The organism is Pseudomonas moorei (assembly GCF_008801475.1).
GTDB lineage: Bacteria > Pseudomonadota > Gammaproteobacteria > Pseudomonadales > Pseudomonadaceae > Aquipseudomonas > Aquipseudomonas moorei.
Window position 1 is genome coordinate 272,371 of record NZ_VZPP01000003.1, and the last position, 23,738, is coordinate 296,108.

The 23,738-nt window shown below is 60.1% G+C and carries 22 protein-coding genes and 1 pseudogene; 18 read left to right on the plus strand and 5 right to left on the minus strand.

Annotated elements, in window-relative coordinates; genetic code table 11:
- Positions 1-53 precede the first annotated feature (53 nt).
- The 4 genes from F7R06_RS06675 (at position 54) to F7R06_RS06690 (ending at position 3,745) form a co-directional block, all read left to right on the plus strand.
- Complete coding sequence (locus F7R06_RS06675) at positions 54-947, plus strand: LysR family transcriptional regulator (RefSeq protein WP_090321144.1); 894 nt, start codon at positions 54-56, stop codon at positions 945-947.
- 219 nt (positions 948-1,166) lie between these two features.
- Positions 1,167-2,639 (plus strand): nucleobase:cation symporter-2 family protein, encoded by a 1,473-nt coding sequence (locus tag F7R06_RS06680; RefSeq protein ID WP_090321141.1) that lies wholly within the window; start codon positions 1,167-1,169, stop codon positions 2,637-2,639.
- Between the two features lie 59 nt (positions 2,640-2,698).
- The gene (locus F7R06_RS06685; RefSeq protein WP_090321138.1) at positions 2,699-3,172 is read left to right on the plus strand and encodes an LEA/WHy family protein; all 474 of its coding nucleotides are present in this window, start codon (positions 2,699-2,701) and stop codon (positions 3,170-3,172) included.
- Positions 3,173-3,199: 27 nt separating this feature from the next.
- On the plus strand, positions 3,200-3,745 hold the full coding sequence (locus F7R06_RS06690; protein ID WP_090321135.1) for a GNAT family N-acetyltransferase: 546 nt from the start codon (positions 3,200-3,202) through the stop codon (positions 3,743-3,745).
- Positions 3,746-3,884: 139 nt separating this feature from the next.
- Here the strand turns inward: F7R06_RS06690 and F7R06_RS06695 are convergent, their stop codons facing one another.
- Positions 3,885-4,808 (minus strand): carbon-nitrogen hydrolase family protein, encoded by a 924-nt coding sequence (locus F7R06_RS06695; RefSeq protein WP_090321132.1) that lies wholly within the window; start codon positions 4,806-4,808, stop codon positions 3,885-3,887.
- A gap of 84 nt (positions 4,809-4,892) precedes the next feature.
- Between F7R06_RS06695 and F7R06_RS06700 the strand changes: the two genes are divergently transcribed.
- Positions 4,893-5,801, plus strand: coding sequence for a LysR family transcriptional regulator (locus F7R06_RS06700; RefSeq protein WP_090321129.1), 909 nt, complete (start codon positions 4,893-4,895; stop codon positions 5,799-5,801).
- 3 nt (positions 5,802-5,804) lie between these two features.
- On the opposite strand, the gene F7R06_RS06705 is transcribed toward F7R06_RS06700, so the two are convergent.
- Positions 5,805-6,059: a hypothetical protein gene (locus F7R06_RS06705; protein ID WP_047528516.1), complete on the minus strand. Its 255-nt coding sequence runs from the start codon at positions 6,057-6,059 to the stop codon at positions 5,805-5,807.
- A gap of 164 nt (positions 6,060-6,223) precedes the next feature.
- Here F7R06_RS06705 and F7R06_RS06710 point away from each other — a divergent pair, with 164 nt between their 5' ends.
- Entirely contained in the window at positions 6,224-6,541 is a 318-nt protein-coding gene (locus F7R06_RS06710) for an ElaB/YgaM/YqjD family protein (RefSeq protein WP_090321126.1), read from the plus strand.
- Between the two features lie 65 nt (positions 6,542-6,606).
- Here F7R06_RS06710 and F7R06_RS06715 read toward each other — a convergent pair whose 3' ends face one another.
- Complete coding sequence (locus tag F7R06_RS06715) at positions 6,607-7,647, minus strand: Ldh family oxidoreductase (protein WP_090321123.1); 1,041 nt, start codon at positions 7,645-7,647, stop codon at positions 6,607-6,609.
- 604 nt (positions 7,648-8,251) lie between these two features.
- Here F7R06_RS06715 and F7R06_RS06720 point away from each other — a divergent pair.
- Positions 8,252-9,151: pseudogene (locus F7R06_RS06720) on the plus strand (hypothetical protein); the annotation flags it as partial.
- 307 nt (positions 9,152-9,458) lie between these two features.
- Positions 9,459-9,830 carry a fe2+ zn2+ uptake regulation protein gene (locus tag F7R06_RS06725; protein ID WP_090321120.1) on the plus strand — a complete coding sequence of 124 codons (372 nt, stop codon included), beginning with the start codon at positions 9,459-9,461 and terminating at the stop codon, positions 9,828-9,830.
- A 20-nt stretch (positions 9,831-9,850) separates the two neighbouring features.
- On the opposite strand, the gene F7R06_RS06730 is transcribed toward F7R06_RS06725, so the two are convergent.
- Complete coding sequence (locus F7R06_RS06730) at positions 9,851-10,039, minus strand: hypothetical protein (protein WP_090321117.1); 189 nt, start codon at positions 10,037-10,039, stop codon at positions 9,851-9,853.
- A 169-nt stretch (positions 10,040-10,208) separates the two neighbouring features.
- On the opposite strand from F7R06_RS06730, the gene F7R06_RS30715 reads away from it, so the two are divergent.
- Entirely contained in the window at positions 10,209-10,349 is a 141-nt protein-coding gene (locus tag F7R06_RS30715) for a hypothetical protein (RefSeq protein ID WP_162842372.1), read from the plus strand.
- 130 nt (positions 10,350-10,479) lie between these two features.
- Here the strand turns inward: F7R06_RS30715 and F7R06_RS06735 are convergent, their stop codons facing one another.
- Complete coding sequence (locus F7R06_RS06735; protein WP_090321115.1) at positions 10,480-11,013, minus strand: hypothetical protein; 534 nt, start codon at positions 11,011-11,013, stop codon at positions 10,480-10,482.
- Positions 11,014-11,437: 424 nt separating this feature from the next.
- On the opposite strand from F7R06_RS06735, the gene F7R06_RS06740 reads away from it, so the two are divergent.
- The 9 genes from F7R06_RS06740 to F7R06_RS06780 all read left to right on the plus strand — a co-directional run bounded on the left by F7R06_RS06740 (position 11,438) and on the right by F7R06_RS06780 (position 23,597).
- Entirely contained in the window at positions 11,438-11,884 is a 447-nt protein-coding gene (locus tag F7R06_RS06740; protein ID WP_090321113.1) for a DUF411 domain-containing protein, read from the plus strand.
- Positions 11,884-12,318 (plus strand): YqaA family protein, encoded by a 435-nt coding sequence (locus F7R06_RS06745; protein ID WP_090321110.1) that lies wholly within the window; start codon positions 11,884-11,886, stop codon positions 12,316-12,318. The genes F7R06_RS06740 and F7R06_RS06745 overlap by 1 nt, the downstream gene beginning before the upstream one ends.
- Before the next feature lie 82 nt (positions 12,319-12,400).
- Complete coding sequence (locus tag F7R06_RS06750) at positions 12,401-13,426, plus strand: alpha/beta fold hydrolase (RefSeq protein ID WP_090321107.1); 1,026 nt, start codon at positions 12,401-12,403, stop codon at positions 13,424-13,426.
- Positions 13,427-13,439: 13 nt separating this feature from the next.
- On the plus strand, positions 13,440-14,393 hold the full coding sequence (locus F7R06_RS06755; protein WP_090321104.1) for a D-2-hydroxyacid dehydrogenase family protein: 954 nt from the start codon (positions 13,440-13,442) through the stop codon (positions 14,391-14,393).
- 630 nt (positions 14,394-15,023) lie between these two features.
- Positions 15,024-16,610, plus strand: coding sequence for a glycogen synthase GlgA (gene glgA / locus F7R06_RS06760; RefSeq protein ID WP_090321100.1), 1,587 nt, complete (start codon positions 15,024-15,026; stop codon positions 16,608-16,610).
- 12 nt (positions 16,611-16,622) lie between these two features.
- Positions 16,623-18,422 carry a malto-oligosyltrehalose trehalohydrolase gene (gene treZ / locus F7R06_RS06765; RefSeq protein WP_090321097.1) on the plus strand — a complete coding sequence of 600 codons (1,800 nt, stop codon included), beginning with the start codon at positions 16,623-16,625 and terminating at the stop codon, positions 18,420-18,422.
- Positions 18,415-20,493 (plus strand): 4-alpha-glucanotransferase, encoded by a 2,079-nt coding sequence (malQ, locus tag F7R06_RS06770; protein WP_090321094.1) that lies wholly within the window; start codon positions 18,415-18,417, stop codon positions 20,491-20,493. The genes treZ and malQ overlap by 8 nt, the downstream gene beginning before the upstream one ends.
- The gene (locus F7R06_RS06775) at positions 20,490-23,264 is read left to right on the plus strand and encodes a malto-oligosyltrehalose synthase (protein ID WP_090321091.1); all 2,775 of its coding nucleotides are present in this window, start codon (positions 20,490-20,492) and stop codon (positions 23,262-23,264) included. Before malQ ends, F7R06_RS06775 begins: the two co-directional genes overlap by 4 nt.
- Before the next feature lie 21 nt (positions 23,265-23,285).
- Positions 23,286-23,597, plus strand: coding sequence for a DUF2934 domain-containing protein (locus F7R06_RS06780; RefSeq protein ID WP_090321088.1), 312 nt, complete (start codon positions 23,286-23,288; stop codon positions 23,595-23,597).
- Positions 23,598-23,738: the final 141 nt, after the last annotated feature.

Consider the following 23,738-nt stretch of genomic DNA (forward strand, 5'->3'; position numbering starts at 1 on the left):
CATTGGTAAAATATCAAGTTTGTTAACCTGACATTACCCAGGAGTAATGTTTGATGCTCGGTCAACTCCACGATCTGGACCTGCACCTGTTGCGCCTGTTCGTCAGCGTGGTGGAATGTGGTGGCTTCAGTGCGGCCCAGGGTGAACTGGGCTTGAGCCAGTCCAGCATCAGCCAGCAAATGGCCAAACTGGAAACCCGACTCGGCTATCGTCTGTGCAGTCGTGGCAAGGGCGGATTCAGGATCACCCCCAAGGGCGAACAATTGCTCTCGGCCACCAAGGCTTTGTTCGAATCCATCGAAGCGTTCCGCCATCAATCCAACGGCGTGGCCGGAAGATTGATCGGTGAGGTGCGCCTGGGCCTGTCCGAAGCCCTGGATCAATCGATCCTGCAGCAAGTGGCCGACGCTATCCGGCGTTTCCGTGAGCGAGACGAATCAGTGCGCATCGAGTTGATCAGCGCGATGCCCGGCGAAATGGAGCGCTTGTTGCTGCAACAGCGTCTGGACCTGGCCATCGGCTATTTCTCCCAGGCACAGAGCGCTTTCGATTACCGCCAATTGTTCAGCGAAACCCAGCACCTGTATTGCGCCCCCGGTCATCCGCTATTCGACAACGACGCGCCGGACGATCAGGCATTGCAGGCCTGCGACCGGGTCGATCACCCCTACCGCTTCCTGCGCAGCGACGAGCCGTTCCAGGGCAAAGTGTGTTCGGCGCGCTCGGAGCAGGTTGAAGGCACCCTCGCCTTCATTCTGTCCGGCAAGCACGTCGGCTACCTGCCCAGCCACTTCGCCCGAAGCTGGGAAGACAAAGGCTTGCTGCGGGTCGTGCGCCGTGAAGGCATGAGCTTCGATGTAGCGTTCCATTTGGCCCGCCATCGCGCCCAGATCCCGGGGGATGCGCAGAAGGCGTTTGAAGAGGATTTGCTCGCGGCGTTTGCCTGAACAACGAATCCCTCTGTAGGAGCGAGCTTGCTCGCGATGGATTTCAGAACACCGCGGGGTGCCTGATTTCCCGCGTTTTCGTTGACGTCCATCGCGAGCAAGGCTCGCTCCTACAGGTTGGCCGAGGTTTCGGGGACTTTGCTCGCCACAAAATGGTCTTTCTGGCATCCTGCGCCTCCATTTTCTGACCCGGGTCGCCTTCTGGCCCGCACAAGCCCCATGACCGTCTCTGAAAAACCCCCTGCCCCGCGTCACAACGACCTGATCTATGGCCTCAACGATCGCCCGCATCTGACTGCCACCGTCTTCGCCGCCCTGCAACATGTGCTCGCCAGTTTCGTCGGCATCATCACCCCGACGCTAATCATGGGCAGCGCCCTGGGCCTGCACAGCGAAATCCCTTACCTGATCAGCATGGCCCTGTTCGTCTCGGGCCTGGGCACCTTCGTTCAGGCGCGGCGTTTCGGTCCGGTGGGTTCCGGCCTGTTGTGCCTGCAAGGCACCAGTTTTTCGTTCATCAGCGTCATCCTCAGCGCCGGTTTCATGGTCAAGGCCCGGGGCGGCGGCACCGATGAAATCCTCTCGACGATTTTCGGTGTGTGCTTTTTCGCCGCCTTCATCGAGGTGGTGTTGAGCCAGTTCATCGGCAAATTGCGCATGCTGATCACCCCGGTGGTCACCGGCACGATCATCACGCTCATGGGGCTGTCGCTGATCAAGGTCGCCATGACCGACATCGCCGGCGGATTCGGCGCCAGCGACCTGGGTGCTGCCAGCCACCTGGGCCTGGCCGGGCTGGTGCTGGGGACGATCGTGGTGCTGAACCGGGTCGATGTGCCGTTCCTGCGTCTCGGCGCCATTGTCATCGGCCTGACCCTGGGTTACGGGGTTGCCTGGCTGATGGGCCATGTCGACTTCGCCAGCCTGCCGGCCGTGCCGCTGATGAGCGTGCCGGTGCCGTTCAAATACGGGTTTTCCTTCGATTGGGTGGCGTTCGTGCCGGTGGCCGTGATTTTCCTGGTGTCGCCACTGGAAGCGGCCGGTGACTTGACGGCCAACTCGATGATTTCCCGGCAGCCGGTCAAAGGCCCGGTGTACATCCGCCGAATCAAGTCAGGGTTGCTGGCCGACGGCCTCAATTCGGCCATGGCCGCGGTGTTCAACAGCATGCCGATGGTGACCTTCGCGCAGAACAACGGCGTCATTCAGCTCACCGGCGTGGCCAGCCGCTACGTGGCGTTTTTCATTGCCGGCCTGTTGGTGCTGCTGGGGTTGTTCCCGATGATTGGCGCGGTACTGCAATTGATGCCCAAACCGGTGCTCGGCGGCGCTGAGCTGGTGATGTTCGGCACCGTCGCGGTGGCCGGGATCAAGATCCTCGCCGAAGCGGGACTGCATCGGCGCAACATGCTGATCGTGGCGATTTCCCTGGGCATGGGCCTGGGCGTGGCGGCAGTGCCAGAAGTCCTGCGTGAACTGCCCTTGGCCCTGCACAACATTTTTGAATCGCCCATCACCGTCGGCGCGCTGTGCGCTATCGTTTTGAATATCTTCCTGCCTGAAGAATTCATCGAGCTGGAAGAGGACGAGTTCGATCCCGAGGCCTCGGTCCTGCAAGTGATGCAGAACCCCGATATGCCGGCCCAGGGTGAACCCGTAACGCCTGCGGGTGTCGCACAGTTGAACCGCTAGATTGCGCTCAAGGGCTGAGCCATGGGTGGTTCAGCCCTTTTCTCATCGAGAGCACGTCAATGCGCAGTGTCCACGCAGTCCTCGTTTCCCTCCTGCTGCTCTGCCTGAGCGCCTGTTCCTCGTTTCCCAATAGCGATCCGTTGAAGGTCAATGTCGTCGGTATCCAACCGCTGCAAAGCCAAGACATGGAAGTCCGGTTCGCCGTGAAGATTCGCGTGCAAAACCCCAATGGCACCAACATCAACTACAACGGCGTGGCACTGGACCTGGAAATCAACGGTCAGCCCTTCGCCTCCGGGGTCAGCGATCAGTCCGGTTCAATTTCACGCTATTCCGAAACCGTGTTGACCGTGCCCGTCAGCGTGTCGGCCTTCTCGGTGTTGCGCCAGACCATTGGGTTGAGCCAAATGCAATCCCTGAACAATCTGCCCTACGTGCTGCGCGGCAAGCTGGCCGGAGGCCTGTTCGGTACCACACGCTTCGTGGACAGTGGCAAACTCAGCCTGCCAGGGCCGATGACCGGCAGCCGCTAAGTATGATTTCAAGGAGCGATAAAGAACATGGAACCCACCCCCACGCTTTACACCCAGCGTCTGATCCTGCGCCCGCTGGAACTGGCCGATGCCGAAGCCATCCAGCAACAATTCCCGCGCTGGGAAGTGGTGCGTTACCTGAACGTCTTGGTGCCATGGCCCTATCCCTGCGATGGAGCGCTCACGTACTTGCGAAACAATGCCCTGCCTGCGATCGCCCGTGGCGAGGAATGGCATTGGTCGATCCGCTTAAAGTCGGCACCCGGGCAATTGATCGGCAATATCAGCCTGATGAATGAACAGGACAACAACCGCGGATTCTGGCTTGGCCCGCAATGGCAAAGTCAGGGTTTAATGACCGAAGCGAGTGAGGCGGTCACCCGATATTGGTTTGAAACCCTGGATCGTGACGTGTTGCGCGTGCCCAAAGCGGCGCCGAACATTGGCTCACGCAAACTTTCCGAGCGTACCGGCATGCGCCTGATCCACACCGAGGAAGGCGACTTTGTGGGAGGAAGATTTCCGAAAGAAGTCTGGGAAATCACCCGCGAAGAGTGGCTCCAGCAGCGCTGACTCATCATTTCAAAAGGGAAGAACGCCGACACTTGGAAACCACAAATCAACTGCAGGAGCTAGCTTGCTCGCGATAGCGTTGGAACAGTCAACCTTGGATGTGCCTCCGTGATCGCGAGCAAGCTCGCTCCTACAGATGTCATGCGCTGAACTTCACGCCGGGTCTGGCCCGTTCATCCACCGTCAACTCGAACACATCCGGGCGTGCATAGTGGCCCACTACGTCATAGTCGTAACGGGCGCGGATCAAATCATCGGTGTCGATTTCAGCCGTGAGCAAGCCTGGTCCGTCACGTAACGGCCCGGCCAGAATGTCGCCCATGGGCCCGACGATCACACTGCCGCCGGCAATCAGCGGCCGCTGCGCCGGCCAGTTGGCCACTTCCACGCCCAGGGCTTGCGGCGAATCCTGGACCTGACAAGCGCTGACCACAAAGCAGCGCCCCTCATGGGCGATATGGCGCATGCTGACCTGCCACATCTCCCGCTCATCCACGGTCGGCGCGCACCACACTTCGATGCCTTTGGCGTACATCGCGGTGCGCAGCAGCGGCATCATGTTTTCCCAGCACACCACCGCCCCAATCCGCCCGACCTGGCTGTCGATCACTGGCAGGGTCGAACCGTCGCCCTTGCCCCAGATCAGGCGCTCGGTGCCGGTGGGCATCAGTTTGCGGTGCTTGGCGACCAGCCCTGCCTGCGGGTCGAAATACAGCGCGGTGCAATACAAGGTGCTGCCGGCACGCTCGATCACGCCGATGACCAGATTGGCGTTGGTACGCGCCGACAATCCGGCCAGCGCGTCCGTTTCCGCTCCGGGTACATCGATTGAGTTGGCGAAATAGCGGGCGAACGCTTCGCGGCCCTCGGGCAATCGGTAGCCCAATTGCGTGCCAAAGCCCTCACCTTTCGGATAACCGCCCAGCAAGGCTTCAGGCATCACCACCAGCGCGGCAGCGGACTCGATGATTGCGTTTTCATACGACAGGATCTGTTCCAGGGTCTCGGCTTTGCCGCCGGGCAAGGCGCCGATCTGCAGGGCAGCAACGATTGATTTGGGCATCGCGGTCACTCCATTCACATCAGGTGTTGCTGATTCTCCAGCCTGACGTGATCATGAATAAAGCCCCACTTACTGCTAAATGATATGAACCAGATGAATATCATCGACATCGATCTCAACTTACTCAAAGTCTTCGAAGCCCTGCACGAGGAGGCCAGCGCCAGCCGCGCCGCCCTGCGCCTGGGCGTGACGCAATCGGCAGTCAGCGCCGCATTGCGGCGGTTGCGCGAGGTGTATGGCGATCAGTTGTTCGTGCGCACCGGCCGCGGCCTTGCCCCTACGCTGGCGGCCAATCAGTTGAAGCCGGTGGTCAGCGATGCGCTCAACAAATGCCGACAAAGCCTGGCGATGCTTGACCCCACCGCCAACCATTACGACGGTCGCTCGGTGACGGTGGGCATGTCCGACGATTTCGAGATTGCCTACGGTCGCCGCTTGATCGAAGAAATTGCTCGCCGCGCGCCAAAATTACGCCTGATCTTTCGCCAGACCCACAGCCAGATTGTCGCGCAAGCCTTGATGGAACGCAGCATCGACCTGGCGATTACCGCCGGCGGTTTTGCCGAACGTCTGCTCAGTCGCCAAGTGCTGGGCGAGGGACATTACGCGTGTCTGGTTGATCCGCTCAGCCTGGCCGAGGGACAGCAGCACATCAGTCTTGAGGCGTTTGTAGCCCGCGAACACATCCTGGTGTCATCGGGTGGATTTATCGGGATCACCGACGAAGGCTTGGCGGCGGTCGGCTTGAGCCGGCGGGTCTGCGCCTCGACCACGCATTTTGCGGCGTTGCCGCACCTGCTCAAGGGCAGTCAGGCGGTGGCGACCATTCCGGCCCACGCCGCGCGAAGCATTGCGGCGCTAACCGGGTTGGCGCTGCTGCCCTGCCCTTTGATATTGCCCCGTTACCCGATCGAGCTGGGCTGGCGTACCAGCACCCGGCTCGATCCGGTGGTGTTGAAAGTACGTGAAGCGATCGTAGCCAGTTTTGCCTAAGCGTTACTTGTTGGCTGCCATCAGGCGATTGACTTCGCTGCGCACCATGTTCGAAAACTCCGGCGGCGACATGCCGTCCAGCTCGGCACGGACCCACTCGGCCCATTTGCCTTTGCGCTTGGCACGTTCGCCAAACAACCGTGCGGCCTCGCCCTTGGCTTTGCCCAGGTTGGTTTGCCAGAGTTCGAACAGACGGGATTTCTCATCTTCAAGCGCAGCGCGCTCGGCAAGGGGTTTGTCGGCCAGATTGAAGCTCATGGGAATTTCCTGCTGCGTAAAATAGGCAACATCTTACACTGTAGGACGAAACGTCCTGCGCTGGATTTTCTTCCGGATTGAATCTGAGCGAAAAATCGCTGCAACTTTTTCAATCGCGGCGCACTCCATTGTTCACTGTCCACTTACCTGCAAGGAGTCTTTCAATGGCCCGGAAAACCGCCGCACAAGCCGCCGAAGATCAAATCAAGGATCAAGCATTCAGCGAACTTTCAGCCCTGATCGAAGAATCGGAAAAATTGCTCAAAAGCAGCGCCTCACTGGTCGGTGAGGAAGCCGAGACGCTCCGCGGGCAGATTGCCCAGAAACTCCAGCAGGCCCGGGATTCAGTGACCAGCGTGCGTGATCGGGCGAAACCTGCGGTCGACGCCACCGAGACCTACATCGGCGGCCATCCATGGCAAACCGTTGCGGTTTCTGCCGGATTTGGCCTGGTGGTCGGGTTGTTGCTGGCACGCCGCTGAACACACGTAAATCCAACGCCCTGTGGGAGCTTGCTCCCACAGGTGTGGTGGTGTTCACACGTTCATCAAATTCCAGCCAACTCCCGCAAATTCGCCAACGTCTGGTCGTCCAGGGCAATGCCCGCTGTTGCGGATTTCGCGCGTTGATGATGACGCCGATCACCCGGCAAGCGCTTCAGACCCACACCGTGCATCTGCCGTACCAGCTCCTGGCTGCGCTCGGCGAAGCTCTGCCCCGCGGCCTTGGATGGATCGATCACGATCAGTAACTGCCCGGTCCATGGGGTCTTGGCGCCGGGATGGTTTTTCCAGTCGAACTCGAAGGAGAAATTGCCTCCGGTCAACGCCGCCGCCAGCAACTCCACCATCATCGACAGCGCCGAGCCCTTGTGCCCGCCGAACGGTAACAATGCCCCACCTTCCAGGATCGCTTTCGGGTCCTGGGTCGGCTGACCGAGACTGTCCACGCCCATGCCGGGAGGCAAACGCTCACCCTTGCGCGCGGCAATCTGCACGTCGCCATGGGCAATGGCGCTGGTCGCCAAGTCAAAGACAATCGGATCACCGTCGGCCCGCGGCGCGGCGAAGGCAATCGGATTGGTACCAAACAGCGGCCGGTCGGCACCATGCGGCACCACGCAAGTCATGCTGTTGACCACGCTGAGCGCCACCAGCCCTTCATAGGCAAACGGCTCGACGTCCGGCCACAGAGCCGCGAAATGATGGGAATTGCGGATCGCCAGGACCGCGATGCCGGCACTGCGGGCCTTTTCCACCAGCAAGGCCCGTGCGGCGGCGAGGGCCGGTTGCGCAAACCCGTTGCCGGCGTCGACCCGGACAAACCCCGAAGCCACATCCTCGACCACCGGAACGGCCTGACCGTTGACCCAACCGCTTTGCAGTGTCGAGACGTATCCCGGAATCCGGAACACCCCGTGACTGTGCGCCCCGTCGCGTTCGGCGCCGGCGCAGTTTGCAGCAAGCACCCGGGCAACTTCGGCCGAGGTGCCATGACGCTGGAATATCTTCTCAAGCAAGGCTGTCAGTTCGTCGAAGGACAGGTTTTGCGAGACAACAGTAGACACTTGATCGTGTGGCGCAGACATCTGAAGCTCCAGACTAATTATTGGAGGGGGCAACAGCGTAGGTAGACCTCCGATTAACAACTCGGGGCGAGCAACCTGTCAACTTTTAGATGGGGCCGATGCATTAAAGGGGCGTTATCGAGTTGTCACAAACTCAAGTCCGGCAGGCAGTAACTATCTACCACCTTTGTCCGTTCAACGTTTTTAGGCTTGAGACTCTATCAACAGGCGCACTCATCGGCGCCGCGCATGAGACTCGACGATGCCAACTTCCCCCACTCCGCTTTTTTTCCCCGAGGCCCTGCAGTCCCCTGGACTCTGGAACGACCTTGGCAAAATCCACCGACTTTCACGCAAGGAATTCGAATGGCTCGGCCACGTGGAACTGGCCAGCCAGGCACAGCGCAGTCAACAAACGCCGCCCATGCTCGCGCACAGCATCCTGGTCCACGCGGAGGGGTCCGGGTACACGCCCCTGGTCGGCAGTTTTGTCTTGAGCCTGACGCCGGATGACAACGGTTTGATTCTGTACAACCCGTACGATGGCATCAGGAAGTTCGACAGCCTCGACACGCTTAAAAGCCAACTTGAACAGCGCCTCAACAGTGCCGCCGAGGACAGTCGGTTATTGAACATCGAAGCGCGGGGCATGGAAGACATACGTACCCACCATCCCGAAAAGGCCCGGATGATCGTGCAGGCCATCGATATGGCACGCTATTACGCCTTCAACAGCCTGCATAACCTGGCGCACCTCAGGCGCTTGATCCCCGGCACTCGACTGGATACGTTCCTCAAACATTTCTTTGATGTTCGCAGCGTCGATCACGGTCTGCTCGACAAAATCAAACAGAGCATCGTCCCCATTTGCACGGCGCTGGTGGATCCCGAAGAAGATTTGCTGAACAGCGAACGTTTTATCGTAGGCTCGAACAAGTACCAACACGCCAACCTGATCGCTTTCGTCGTGGAGCAGGATGCGCGGAAAAACGTGCATTTCACTGAAAGATTCTTCGATCAGCAACTGGACTGGTACAAGTCCTGTTTGACCGAGCCCTTCAATGTCGACGAACACAGTCAGGCCGCCACACTGATCCATGAGTTCGCGCATTTGTTTGCAAGCGCCCTGGATATTGCGACGCTGGAGGCGAGACGGCCGTTCAGCGACCTGGTGTCGCCCATTACCCAATATGGACGTGCGATCAAGCAGATACAGGAGGTTTTTCAGCGAGAAGCGCTATCGCTCGGGACGCCCCGGGAAGAACTGTTCGCCCGCTGGAATAACGACGATCAGGCATGGGACGACCTGGATGAAGTTCCCGGCTTGAATCACGTGGGCAAGGCCATCCTCAAAATCGCCGGCACCCAGACAATAGAAGCGGCACGCGAAGCCTTTCTTGACCCGCACAACCCGGACAAGAGGATTGACATCATCTTGCGCAATGCCGATTCGATCGCATTCCTGATTTGCGAGATGGGCCGACAGCTGGACCCGTTGCCTGACACATCGACCTCACAAGCCTGACCGACACGAACATGCGCAGCTTCGAGGGCTGCGCATCGGTTTTCCCCAGTAATGATGGCCCGATTCAATGCCGTTTGATCCTGCTGGATTGTCTGAATCTTGGTCACGCACGGCGCACCCATTCAGGGACGAAGCAAACGACAAAATTGCGTGCGCTGGCAGGAGATGCTGTGGGGCTCACAGGTTGCTGACGCAATGACGACGAAATTTCTACATTTGAGGCTTCATGATTTGCGTGGCTCATACGTCCAGTCAGGTACGAGCGCACAACTTTTTTCCTGATGAGGCTCGCAACGGGAGTTTTGCCATGTACAACTCGCAACTGCCAACGGACGGTAGCAATGCGTCAATCGGCAACGCCCTCGGAAGCGATGCCTTCGACCCGCCTGCCGAGCGCCATGGCAATGAGCGGATTCGGGTGCTGCTCAAGAGTTTCGGCCTGCGCACCAGCCTGATCCGCCTGAAAGTCATCGACGCCTTGCTGACGGCCGCCAAACACGACCGCAGCCTGGGCGTGCGTGGCGTGCACACTCAATTGCTGGAGCTGGATATACCGCTGTCCTTCCTGAGTGTGCGCGAAGTGCTCAAACGCCTGTGCAGTGAAGGCGTGCTAGTCCTCAATCCGGACAAAAGCTACAGCCTGCACCCGAAGGCCGCCGCTGTCCTGCATCAGGCTTGAACAAACCCTGAGCCGTTTGCTCAGGGCTTGACCTTGCGACGCATCACCCCATTGATGACTACCACGATCACCGCCACGCCAATGGCGATGTACTGGAACAGCTTTTCGCTGATGACCCCAACGTTCTGCAGATACGAAAGGCCAAACATGATTCCCAGTACCACCAGGGAGATCAGAATCGAGTATTTCAAACGTTGCGACTGGGTCATTGCCATTTCCTGAATGTAAGCCTGAACCTGAAGAATGTATCCGCTTTGTATCCGATCGCATGCCAAGTCCCTACCGATTTTCGGGGATGAGAGGCGGCGAACGGGGTCTCATGTTACAGCCGATGAAGAGTTTTAGCTTCATCGCGGCGATAACCATGAGGATTTACAAATGTTGCGTCGAATCACGCTGTTGATTCCCCTGCTGGCTCTCTTGTCCCTGAGTGGCTGCATCGTGTTCCCCCGCGGTGGCTGGCACCATGACCATTACTACAACGACCATGGCGGACCGGGTTACTACCAGCATCGATAACGTCCGTTGTTCATCAGACAGCCGAACATTCAATCAGCGAACTGACAAACCTTATTCTTAGTGGAGTCTTGATCAGGACAAACAATGGCCTGGCCCGTTCGATCGCCTGAACGGGCCAGCACTAGTTGTATCAGGCTTTCGCTTCGACGTTCTTGCCGGGACGTACCGCCGGCCCGCCGCTCTCGCCGTAAGTTTTCAGGTTCTGCAATACGTAGATGGCTTTTTTAAACTCGGGAATCAAGAAATTGGCGTACTTGTTGCCCTTCACGTTATTGGTCTGAATGTTATCCAGTTGAAGGGCAAAGTATTCCAGCGCATTGAACTTGGCTTCCGGATCCGTCGCAATACCGAAACGATCGAACTTGTCCCCCGCATTCGTCAGTGTCAGTGCCGTCACGTCGCTGATCAAGCCACGCTCGCGCAAGAAAGAACTGAGATTGCCGAGCGACTTGACGGACACATTCGCCGGGTCAAACCCCGTTAGTTGCTTACGCAGTTTCATTTGATCCATCTTCGCGGTGTCCAGCGCCACCGGATTGTTGCCCACCAGATTCAACATCTGGCGGACCTTGTCGCTTTGCGCGATGGGTTTTGATCGACTGTTGGTATCTCGCACCAACAATCCTGCCTTGGGGGCCCAGGTGCCTGTGTAACCGATGGTCATGATGGAAGTCCTCGTGAGGCAACCATAAAAACTCCTTGTTCAACCCAGTTAAGTGGGCGCGAATATCGGCTGCGGCACAGGTACAATCAACAACTGATTCGAGCTTTTTACAATTCCAGTACAATTCAGATACAAATCCCCACACAGCTTGTTTTGTTGCCTTACAGAAACTTCCTACATATGAACAAAATAAGTCATTCAAATTTTTGTACGTCTTGGTTAGTTTGTTTTTTATGAGTTGGCGTACCCGCAACCCAGGACGTACCTGACAGCTTTGTAATGTGCGTCTCATCGGGATGTCAGCCTGGATCTGCGAAGATGGGGGCCAAGCGACTTTGTATTAATTAGAAACAATCCTTGAATGTCGGGCAGGAAATTTTGGTCAGAATGCCTTCCTTTGCCCGCACCACGAGACCCTCCCCACATGCAAACCCATCTGCGTTTGGCCGCTCTGAGCGCCCTGTTGATTTCATCCCTGGCCCAGGCCACCGAGCTGATTCCGATCGAGGTGCATCGCGACGCCAACTGCGGTTGCTGCAAAAAATGGATCAGCCATCTGCAAGCCAACGGCTTCAAGGTTGAGGACCATGTCGAAGCCAACATGAGCGAGTTCAAGCAACAGCACGGCGTGCCACCGCGCCTGGCGTCGTGCCATACGGGCTTGATCAATGGCAAATTCGTCGAAGGCCACGTGCCGGCCGACCAGATATTGGCCCTGAGCAAGCGTGACGATCTGCTGGGCGTTGCCGCGCCCGGCATGCCCATGGGCTCGCCGGGCATGGAGATGGATGGCATGAGCGATGCCTATCAAGTGATCGGCCTGAAAAAGGACGGCACCGATGTGGTGGTGGCGGACTACCCGGCCCATTGATGTTCGGCGCTTACCTCGGGCTGTTCCTGGCAGCTTTCGGTGCCGCAACGCTGTTACCCCTGCAATCCGAAGCGGTCCTGGTGGGGCTGTTGCTCAGCGATCGGTATTGGCTGTGGTTGCTACTGGCGGTGGCGACCCTGGGCAATGTCCTCGGCTCCCTGCTGAACTGGTGGCTGGGACGGGCCATCGAGCGCTTCCGTGACCGGCGCTGGTTTCCGGTCAGCCCCCGGCACCTGGAACGCGCCCGTCATCGTTACCAGCGTTACGGTCATTGGTCGCTGCTGCTGAGCTGGCTGCCGGTGATCGGCGACCCGCTGACCCTGGTGGCCGGCGTCATGCGTGAGCCACTGGGGCGTTTCCTGCTGATCGTGACGCTGGCCAAAGGCGCCCGTTATGGGGTGCTGGCGCTGATCACCCTGGGCTGGATGGGTTGAACCAACCGCCGCGACGATTGCCTGTTTAATGTCGCCCTAATCAAGCCGATTCAGCATCGGCGGATTTCCCGTGGAGTATCCCATGTCACCCACCCTCTCCCGCTGGTTGCCCGGTTTGCTGCTGACCGCTGCGCTGCCGGTCATCGCTCATGCCGAGAGCCCGGCCTATGGCCCTGAGCTGCAAGGTTTCGAGTACCCCTACACGGTCAAACACTTCGCCTTCGAGTCCCAGGGCCAAACCCTGCAAATGGGCTACATGGACGTCGCCGCCCATGGCAAGGCCAATGGCCGCAGTGTCGTGCTGATGCACGGCAAGAATTTCTGCGGTGCGACCTGGAACACTTCGATCAAAGCCCTGAGCGACGCTGGTTATCGGGTCATTGCCCCCGACCAGATCGGTTTCTGTACCTCCAGCAAGCCCGAGCACTATCAGTACAGTTTCCAGCAACTGGCCAGTAACACCCAGCAATTGCTCAAGGCCCTTGGCATCCAGAAGGCCAGCCTCCTGGGCCACTCGACCGGCGGCATGCTCGCTACCCGCTACGCGCTGCAATACCCCGAACAGGTCGAACAACTGGCACTGGTCAACCCTATTGGCCTGGAAGACTGGAAAGCCCTGGGCGTTCCATGGCGCTCCGTTGACCAGTGGTACGAGCGCGAACTCAAGCTCAGCGCCGACGGTATCCGCACCTATGAACGCAACACCTATTACGCCGGGCGCTGGAAGCCCGAGTTCGACCGCTGGGTGGACATGCTGGCCGGCCTGAACAAAGGCCCGGGGCATACGCAGGTCGCGTGGAATTCGGCCTTGATCTACGACATGATCTTCAGCCAACCGGTGTACTACGAATTCCAGAACCTGAAGATGCCCACCCTGCTGCTGATCGGCACGTCCGACACGACCGCCATCGGCAGCGACATCGCGCCACCCGAGGTCAAGGCTAAAATCGGCCATTACGACGTGCTCGGCAAACAAGTGGCACAGCGGATTGCCCATTCGACATTGATCGAGTTCCCAGGCCTGGGCCACGCGCCGCAGATGGAAGAGCCGGAAAAATTCCACCAGGCATTGCTCGCCTGGCTGAGCAAAACCAACCCCGTGCATTGATGAGGTAAGGCTGATGGCGGTGCAGATTGCGGTAATTGACGATTGGCAGGACGTGGCCCGCAACGTGGTCGATTGGTCGGTGCTGGAAAGCATCGGCCAGGTCAGCTTTATTCATGAATACCCCGCCGACAATGCCACCCTGGCGGGTCGCCTGAGCGAGTTTGACGTGATTTGCGTGATGCGTGAGCGCACGCGCTTCGATGAGGCCCTGCTGCGCCAGTTGCCGAAACTCAAGTTGCTGGTCACCGGTGGTATGCGCAACGCCGCGCTCGATTTGAAGGCAGCCGCCGCGCTGGGTATTCAGGTATGTGGCACCGACAGCTACAAACACGCCGCCCCGGAACTGACCTGGGCGCTGATCATGGCCGCCACCCGCAATCTCGTGGCCGAAGCCAATGCCTTGCGCGCCGGCCAATGGCAGCAAGGGCTGGGCGGCGACCTGCACGGCAAGACCCTGGGGATCCTCGGTTTGGGCAGCATCGGCCAACGGGTTGCGCAATTTGGCCAGGTATTCGGCATGCGCGTCATCGCTTGGAGTGAGAACCTCACCGCTGAACGGGCGGCACAAGTTGGCGTGAGTTATGTCAGCAAGCAGGAACTGTTCGAGCAGGCCGATGTGTTGTCGGTGCATCTGGTACTCAGCGATCGCTCCCGAGGCCTGGTGAACGCCGAGGCGCTGGGCTGGATGAAACCCTCGGCGCTGCTGGTCAACACGGCGCGCGGGCCCATCGTCGACGAGGCGGCCTTGATCAAGGCGCTGCAGAAACGTCAGCTGGCAGGCGCGGCACTGGATGTGTTCGACGTCGAGCCGCTGCCACCGCTTCATCCCTTCAGAACCCTGGACAATGTTTTGGCCACGCCCCATGTCGGGTATGTCAGCCAACAGAATTACCAGCTGTTCTTTTCGCAGATGATCGAAGACATTCAGGCCTGGGCCGCTGGTGCGTCCATTCGCTTGATGAACTGAATGTGTGAGCGTGGCTTACCCGCAATAGCGCCCCAACAGCCTCGTCAATCCGGAGCACTGCCTCCCTATCTCGGGCCAGCCCGCTTCCACAGGTTTTGTGAACACCGCAAATCTCTGCGGAAGCGAGCTTGCTCGCAAAGAAGCCAGATCAAACACCACACTGTCCGATTCTGCACCGCAATGGTGCAAACCAACTGTTCACCCACGCACACTGATGTGACATTTGTGCTTCGTTTTCAGCCATTTTCATCAAAAAAACTGCACTTCGTCGGTGCGTTTGCCCTCCAATCCGGCACATCCGTACCTCGTTAAACCGATTGTCGAACAATTTTGCCATCTGAGCTTTACCGCTCTAAGTTCTGGCCTAGACTCACGTTCGCGGGGGAAAACCGGTCGGTCACAAAGTGGAAAAAAAGTCGAAACTTTTGCCTGCCGTGATCGGTCGACTGAAAGGTAGGTGCGTTACGACTGGTGCAATCTTTGCAACGGCCCATTCACCCATTCTGCTTCTGCGCATTTGGGCAGCACTTGCTCAACGATGTGGAGCGCGTTTGCGCCCGGCCACAGGAATTGGCCACGAAATACCGTTTGCCAGACCTAAGAATTAGATCAACAACACGGGAGATGCATATGATCAGTGCGGCTTTGGATATTCAGGGAGAGCGTGCTCGTCAACAGGTCGGCGAATCGAGCGCCGTGAGCGCCCACAGTGCCCAATCGATCAGTGTTCCCGTCACCAAGACGCTGACACCGGTTGCCAGTCAGAACCCGAACAAGAAAAAAGTATTGTTTGTGACCTCCGAGATCGCCGATCTGGTGAAAACCGGGGGCCTGGGCGACGTGTCGGCGGCACTGCCACGGGCGATGTCGCATCTGCACGATGTGCGGGTGCTGATTCCCGGTTACCCGCAGGTGCTGCACAGTGAGAATCCGATTCATATCATCGGTGAGCTCGGGGGCCATGCCGCCCTGCCACCTTGCAAGATCGGGCGCATGGACATGCCCGACGGCCTGGTCATTTATGTTTTGATCTGCCCCGAGTTGTACGAGCGTGAAGGTTCGCCCTATGGCGCCAACAACGGTCGCGACTGGCCGGACAACCACATTCGCTTCGCCCGCCTGGGCCTGGCGGCTGCCGATATCGCTGCCAACCTGGCACAAATCCACTGGTGCCCGGACCTGGTGCACGCCCACGACTGGCCGGCCGGCCTGGCGCCCGCTTATATGCACTGGCGCGGACAACGCACCCCGACCCTGTTCACCATCCACAATCTGGCGTATCAGGGCGTGACCAGCCTCGGCTCCTGCCCGGAACTGGGTATTCCCCTCCATGCGCTGCAACAGGAAGGCATGGAGTTCTACGGCAAGATGTCGTTCCTCAAGGCCGGCATGGCCTATTCGAGCCACATCACCACGGTCAGCGCGACCTACGCCCAGGAAATCACCACCCCGGCCTTCGGCTGCGGTCTCGACGGATTCCTTGCCGCCAAGACCCAGCAAGGCCTGCTCAGCGGCATTCCCAACGGCATCGATGAGAGCTGGGACGCGGCGACCGACACTCACCTGTTCCGCCCGTTCAGCATTGGCGACTGGGAAGGCAAGGCGGTCAACGCCGCCCACGTGCGCCAACTGTTTGGCCTGGAAGACTCTGAAGGCCCGCTGTTCGCCGTGGTCTCGCGACTGGTCTACCAGAAAGGCCTGGACCTGACCGAAGCGGTCTCCGAATACATCGTCAAGTCCGGTGGCCAGATTGCGATCATCGGCCGTGGCGAACCGGAAGAAGAGCAAGCCATGCGCGAACTGGCCTTGCGCTTTCCCGGGCAAATCGGCGTGCGCATCGGCTTCAACGAAACCGACGCCCGGCGCATGTTTGCCGGCAGCGACTTCCTGCTGATGCCTTCGCGTTACGAGCCTTGCGGCTTGAGCCAGATGTACGCCCAGCGTTTCGGGTCGTTACCGGTGGCGCGTAATACCGGCGGCCTGGCCGACACCATTGAAAACGGCGTGACCGGCTTCCTGTTCGATGAATCGACCGTGGAGAGCTATCAGGAAGCCCTGAGCCGCGCCTTCAAGGTATTTGCTTTTCCCGACCTGCTGCATGCCATGCGTTGCCGGGCCATGGCGGCCCCGTTCAACTGGTGCAAGGCCGTCGAACCCTACGCCGAACTCTACGAACAACTGGTGGCCAAGGCTCTGGGGAAATCACACAAACAATAAAGAGGCTTTGAAATGCCGTTACGGACCCCTGAGACCTGGCCCCACGGCGCAATCATGCTGGACGCGGAACACACGCGATTTGCGTTGTGGGCGCCAGATGCGTTTTACGTCAGTGTCGAACTGGAAAATGGACAATCCTTGCCGTTGTTGCCGCAAGACGACGGCTGGTTCGTTAACAACATCCACTGCCCGGCGGGCACGCGATATCGCTACTGCATCGATGGCGAGCTGGAGGTGCCCGACCCGGCCTCCCGCGCCCAGGCCGGTGACATCGACCAGCACAGCGTGGTGGTCGATCCGCATGCCTACCAGTGGCATCACAGCCCCTGGCGTGGCCGCCCCTGGCACGAGGCGGTGATTTACGAGCTGCACGTGGGTGTGCTCGGCGGGTTTGCGGCAGTCGAGCAACAACTGAAGCGGCTGGTTGAACTGGGCGTGACCGCCATCGAACTGATGCCCCTGGCGCAGTTCCCCGGTGAGCGCAATTGGGGTTACGACGGGGTGCTGCCCTACGCACCCCAGGCCTCTTATGGTTCGCCCGATCAACTCAAGCACCTGATCGACACCGCCCATGGCCACGGTCTGGCGGTGATTCTCGACGTGGTCTACAACCACTTCGGCCCGGACGGCAATTACCTGCATCGCTATGCCAAGGGCTTTTTCCGCGAAGACGTGCACACGCCCTGGGGCGCGGCCATCGACTTTCGCCGGCGCGAAGTGCGGGACTTTTTCATCGAAAATGCTTTGATGTGGTTGCTCGAGTACCGTTTCGACGGCTTGCGCCTGGACGCCGTCCACGCCATCGAAGACCCGCACTTTCTTCAGGAACTGGCTCAACGTGTACGCGAGCAGACCGATGACGCTCGCCATGTCTGGCTGATCGTGGAAAACGAGCACAACCGGGCCAGCCTGCTGGAGCAAGGCTACGACGCGCAGTGGAACGATGACGGCCACAACGCCCTGCACGTACTGCTGACCGGCGAAACCGACGCCTACTACGCCGACTATGCGCAAAACCCTACCGAACAACTGGCGCGCTGCCTGAGCCAGGGTTTCGTCTTCCAGGGGCACGTCGACCGCCGCGGCAAGCCTCGGGGCGAGCCCAGCGGCCACCTTCCACCCAGCGCGTTCGTACTGTTCCTGCAAAATCACGACCAGATCGGCAATCGCGCCTTTGGCGAGCGATTGCATCAACTCGCCCCCGCACAAGCGCTGCAGGCTGCCACCGTGCTGCTGTTGTTGTCGCCGATGATCCCGCTGATGTTCATGGGGGATGAGTTTGCCGCCGAACAACCCTTTCTGTTTTTCACCAGCCACCATGGCGAACTGGCGCAACGGGTCCGTGAAGGACGGCGTAACGAGTTTGCAGCGTTCGCCGCGTTTACTGATCCGTACAAACGCGCGCAAATTCCCGACCCGAACGCGCCACAGACCTTCGAATCATCCCGCCCAGTGCTGACAGCCAATGGATCGTCGCAGATGCACGAGCTGTATCACCGCCTGTTGCAGCTCCGCCAGCAACAGATCATTCCGCGCCTGCCCGGTACCCAGGCGCTGGGAGCCGAAGTGCTGGCGGTCGGTGCGGTCAGTGCGTCGTGGCGAATGGGCGATGGCAATCTGTTGCGCATTGACCTGAACCTTAGCGCAGCACCGGTACTCCACACTGCGTCAGTCGGCAGTTCGTTGTTGTTCGAACATCCGCCACATTCGGCCGAGCGCTTGGAAAAAGGCACTCTGGCTCCGTATTGCGCGCTTGTCAGCCTCACGGCCGCAGCCCCTTTGCAACCCCCGATGGAGAGCGCCAATGAGTGATGCGCAACTGGAAATCCTGGCCAGCCGGGCCGGCCTCGCGGTCGACTGGATCGATGCCAATGGTCGCCCGCAAAAAGTTGCACCCTCGGTCTTGCGCAGCGTTCTGACCGGCCTCGGCCACCCGGCCGGCAGTGCTCAGGAAATCGACGCCAGCCTGCAGCAATTGCAGCAGGCGCAGCAAACCCGACAGCTACCGCCGCTGATTACCGCCGACTTCGGCGTCGGGCTCAATTTGGCCCACCACTTCGAACCGCACACACCCTGCGAGATCCACCTCGAAGATGGTTCGCGACTCACCCTCAAACTGGACGCCGAGGCAATTTTGCCTGGGTTGATTCCGGTGGGTTACCAGCACGTCAGCATCGATGGCCAGTCCTTTACCCTGGCCGTGGCGCCCGAACGCTGCTTCAGCGTGGGCGATGCCGTGGACAGCCCGATACCGCGCACCTGGGGCTTGAGCGTGCAGCTCTATGCCTTGCGGCGTGAGGGCGATGGCGGATTCGGTGATACCCAGGCATTGGAAGACCTGGCCCGGGTCGCCGGTGAGCGTGGCGCCGACGCGCTGGCGATCAGCCCGCTGCATGCCATGTTCGCCAACGACACCCGGCGCTATAGCCCTTATTCGCCCTCCAGCCGGTTGTTCCTTAACAGCCTTTACTGCGCGCCAGGGGCGATCCTTGGTGAGCGAGCCATGCGCGCCGCCATCGATGCCACCGGGCTGGGCGCCGAGCTGAAGGATCTACAGGAGCGTGCCTTGATCGACTGGCCGGCCGCGGCCGAAGCCAAACACCGACTGTTGCAGGCGCTGTACGAAGGTTTCGTTCAGGGCGAACACCCGTTGCATGCCGATTTCAGCAGTTTTCGTCATGCCGGTGGCGAAGCCCTGGAAAATCACTGCCGCTTCGAAGCCATTCAAGAGATCCGCGCCGCCAAGGGTGAAAGCCTTGACTGGCGCGAGTGGCCCGAACAATGGCGCAACCCGCGCAGTGCTGCCCTCACCGAATTCGCCGAAGAAAACGCCGGGCGCATCGGTTTCTTCGCCTTCTGCCAGTGGCTGATCACCCGCTGCCTGGAACGCGCCCAAGCGACAGCCCGCAGCAGCGGCATGCGCATTGGCCTGATTAGCGATCTGGCAGTGGGCGCTGATGGCGGTGGCAGTCAGGCCTGGAGTCGCCAGGACGAATTGCTCGCCTCACTCACCGTCGGCGCGCCACCGGATATTCTCAACCGAACCGGCCAAGGCTGGGGGATCTCCGCATTTTCTCCCGAAGGCCTCGTGCGCAATGGCTTTCGCGCTTTCATCGAAATGCTCAGGGCCAATTTTGCCCACGCCGGCGGCCTGCGGATCGACCACGTCATGGGCCTGCAACGTCTGTGGGTCATCCCCAACGGCGCGCCGCCCGCCGACGGTGCGTACCTGTATTACCCGGTGGACGACCTGCTACGGCTGCTGACCCTGGAATCCCATCGCCACCAGGCGATCGTCCTTGGCGAAGACCTCGGCACCGTGCCCGAAGGTCTGCGGGAAAAGCTCATCGCCCGTTCGATGCTGGGCATGCGGGTGCTGCTGTTCGAACAGGACAACACTCATTTCAAACCGATCCTCGACTGGCCGGACAACGCGCTGGCGACCACCAGCACCCATGATTTGCCAACCCTCAACGGTTGGTGGCATGGCCGCGACATCGACTGGAACGCCCGACTCAACCTCATCGACGCCAACGGTGAAATCGAGTGGCGCCAACACCGCGAACGCGAGCGCGAAGGCTTGCGCCGGGCCTTGAGCCAGGACCCGCAGAACTTTCGCGAAGAGTCCCACGAGACTGATCAGGTGCTCGACGCCAGTGTGCGCTTCCTTGGCCATACCCGTGCGCCGCTGGTGTTGCTGCCACTGGAAGATGCGCTGGGCGTCGAACAGCAGGCCAACTTGCCTGGCACCATCGATGCTCATCCCAACTGGTCCCGACGCCTGCGCGGTAACAGCGAAACCCTGCTCGATGACCCGGACGCCTCGCGACGCCTGGAATTGCTCGCCTGCGCGCGACTTCAGGCGGCCGAGCGTGACCAATGAGCGCTCTGCCAATACAGCCGCTGCGGGCCACCCTGCGGCTGCAGTTTCACAAGGGCTTTACCCTGGACGATGCGGTACCGCTGGTGCCGTACTTCGCCGAGCTCGGCATCAGCCATGTCTACGCCTCGCCGCTGCTCAGCGCCCGCGCCGGGTCGATGCATGGCTATGACGTGGTGGACCCGACCACCATCAACCCGGAGTTGGGCGGCGAAGCGGCGTTGCGCCGTCTGGTCAGCGCGTTGCGCGAGCACAGCATGGGGCTGATCCTCGATATCGTCTCCAATCACATGGCGGTCGGTGGGAGTGACAACCCCTGGTGGCTGGACTTGCTTGAGTGGGGGCGCCTGAGCCCCTATAGCGAGTTCTATGATATCCAGTGGCACTCCGCCGACCCGTTGATGGAGGGGAAACTGCTGCTGCCGTTCCTTGGCAGCGACTATGGGGTTGCCCTGCAGGACGGCACCCTGCCCTTGCGTTTCGATGCGCAGCATGGCGCGTTTTTTGTCGAGCATTACGAACACCACTTTCCGATTTGCCCGATGACCTGCGGTGAGTTGCTCACGTCCGACATCGATCAGCTCAAATCCCTGGCCAACCGGTTCAGTACCCTGAGCTACCAGACCGACGCTCACCGCCTGGCCATTCCCTTGCAGGACGAATTGCGCGAACTGGCCACAGATCCCGCCATGCTGCAGGCCATCGAGCAAAACCTGAAAGCCTACGATTCGCTCACCCGTGAAGGTTTCGAGCGCCTGCATAACCTGTTGGAGCGCCAGAGCTATCGCCTCGCCAGTTGGCGTACGGCCGCGGATGACATCAACTGGCGGCGTTTCTTCGATGTCAATGAACTGGGCGGCCTGCGGGTCGAACGCCCGGCGGTGTTCGAAGCGACCCATGCAAAGATTTTCCAGCTGGTGGCGCAAGGACTGGTCGATGGTCTGCGCGTCGACCACATCGACGGCCTCGCCGACCCTCGGGGTTACTGCCGCAAGCTGCGGCGGCGGGTCGACAGCCTGGTCCCTGGCCGGCACCTGCCGATCTATGTGGAAAAGATCCTCGGCGAAGGCGAAACCCTGCACCGCGACTGGTCGGTGGACGGCACCACCGGCTATGAATTCATGAACCAGGTGTCGTTGTTGCAACACGATCCTCAAGGCGAACAGGCCTTGGGCAGACTCTGGCAGCGGCACAGCGAACGTCCCGCCGATTTCCGTCAGGAAGTGCAACTGGCCCGGCAACAGATCCTCAACGGCTCCCTGGCCGGGGATTTCGAAAGTGTCGCTCAGGCGCTGCTGCAAGTGGCCCGGGAAGACCTGATGACCCGCGACCTGACCCTGGGGGCGATCCGCCGGGCATTGCAGGAACTGATCATCCATTTTCCGGTGTACCGCACCTACATCAGCCCCCTCGGGCGGTCGTCCCAGGACAACGTTTTTTTCCAGCAGGCCATGGACGGCGCCCGGCAGACCCTCGGCGAAGCCGACTGGCCGGTGCTCGATTGCCTGGCCCGCTGGCTGGGCGGCGAGCCGTGGCGCAAGGCCCCGGCCGGACGCGTGCGCAAACGGATCAGGCATGCCTGCGTGCGGTTTCAGCAACTGACCTCTCCGGCTGCGGCGAAGGCCGTGGAAGACACCGCGTTCTATCGTTCGGCAGTGCTGCTGTCGCGCAATGACGTCGGTTTCAGCACCGAGCAGTTCAGCGCGCCGGTCGAGGATTTTCATGCCGCGTGCGCGCAACGCCTCGCCGATTTTCCGGACAACCTGCTGGCCACCGCGACCCACGACCACAAGCGCGGCGAAGACACCCGTGCGCGCCTGGCGGTGTTGAGCGAACGCAGTCAGTGGTACGTCGAGCAGATCGGCCTCTGGCGCGCCCTCGCCCGCCCGTTGCGCGACGATGATCAGCAGCCATCGGCGGGTGATGAACTGATTCTGTATCAAGCAATCCTCGGCAGCTGGCCACTGCACCTGCAGGTTGACGATCAACCGGCACTGGCGGCCTATGCCGAACGCCTCTGGCAATGGCAACGCAAAGCGCTGCGTGAAGCCAAGCTACAAAGCAGCTGGAGCGCGCCCAACGATGCCTACGAACAAGCGGTTGAAAGCTTCATCCGGCGCCTGCTGTTGAGCCCGCAGGGCGACTTTCTGCGCACGGCGCTCGGCAAGGCTGTGCACGCGATTGCCGTGCCCGGCGCACTCAACGGATTGGCGCAAACCTTGCTGCGCATGACCGTGCCGGGCGTGCCGGATCTTTATCAGGGCAACGAGTTCTGGGACTTCAGCCTGGTCGATCCGGACAATCGCCGGCCAGTGGACTACGCCAGCCGCCAACAGGCCTTGCAGCAAGCAGTGAATCTGCCGGATCAGCTGGCGAACTGGCGCGACGGGCGCATCAAGCAAACCTTGATTGCGCAGACCTTGAACTTGCGCACCGAGCACGCCGAGCTGTTCCGGCGAGGGACTTACCAGGCCCTCGAAGTCGTCGGCAGCCAGGCCCATCGAGTGCTGGGATTTGTTCGTGAATGGGAGGGTAAACGCGCCATCGTCATCGTGCCGATCCGTTGCTCGGCGCTGCTGGAAAACAGTGCCGTGCCGCAGGTCAACGCGCTGCAGTGGGGCGATACGCGAATCGATTTACCGTTCGCGATCGCTGACGAAAATCTAAAGGGACTTTTTTCAAGCATCACAGTCACAAAAAACAGGGAGCTGATGATCAGCGCCGCACTGGGGGACTTCCCGGTCAATCTATTTATTCAAACTACCGACACTTGAGTTCAGTTCAGGAGCAATGCGATGAGTACCGACGATAAACGCATCCGTGAATTTGCCTATCAGATCTGGGAGTCCGAAGGGAAACCCGAAGGCCAGGAGAGCCGCCACTGGGAGATGGCACGCAAACTCGCCGAAGCTGAAGCACTGGCGCCGAAAAAACCGGCAAAAGCGCCTGTGAGCAAAACCGCCAATGGCAAGGCGGGAGAAGGCAAAGTGGCCGCGCCAAAAGCCAAAGCCAAAGCCAAACCGGCGTCGGCCTCCGCCTTGATCCCGCCCGGGGAAAAAGCCACCGAGAAAAAGCCTCGCGCAGCGCGTAAACCGCCGGCGAACTGATTGGCTCGCACTTTTTCCTGATTGAACGCGTGGCGAGTCCGCTCGCCACCGAGGGACGCTCACCCTCAACAACCCCCTGTGTGAGCGAGCCTGCTCGCGAGGACGGTTTACCTCGACACATGCATTACCTGACACACCGCA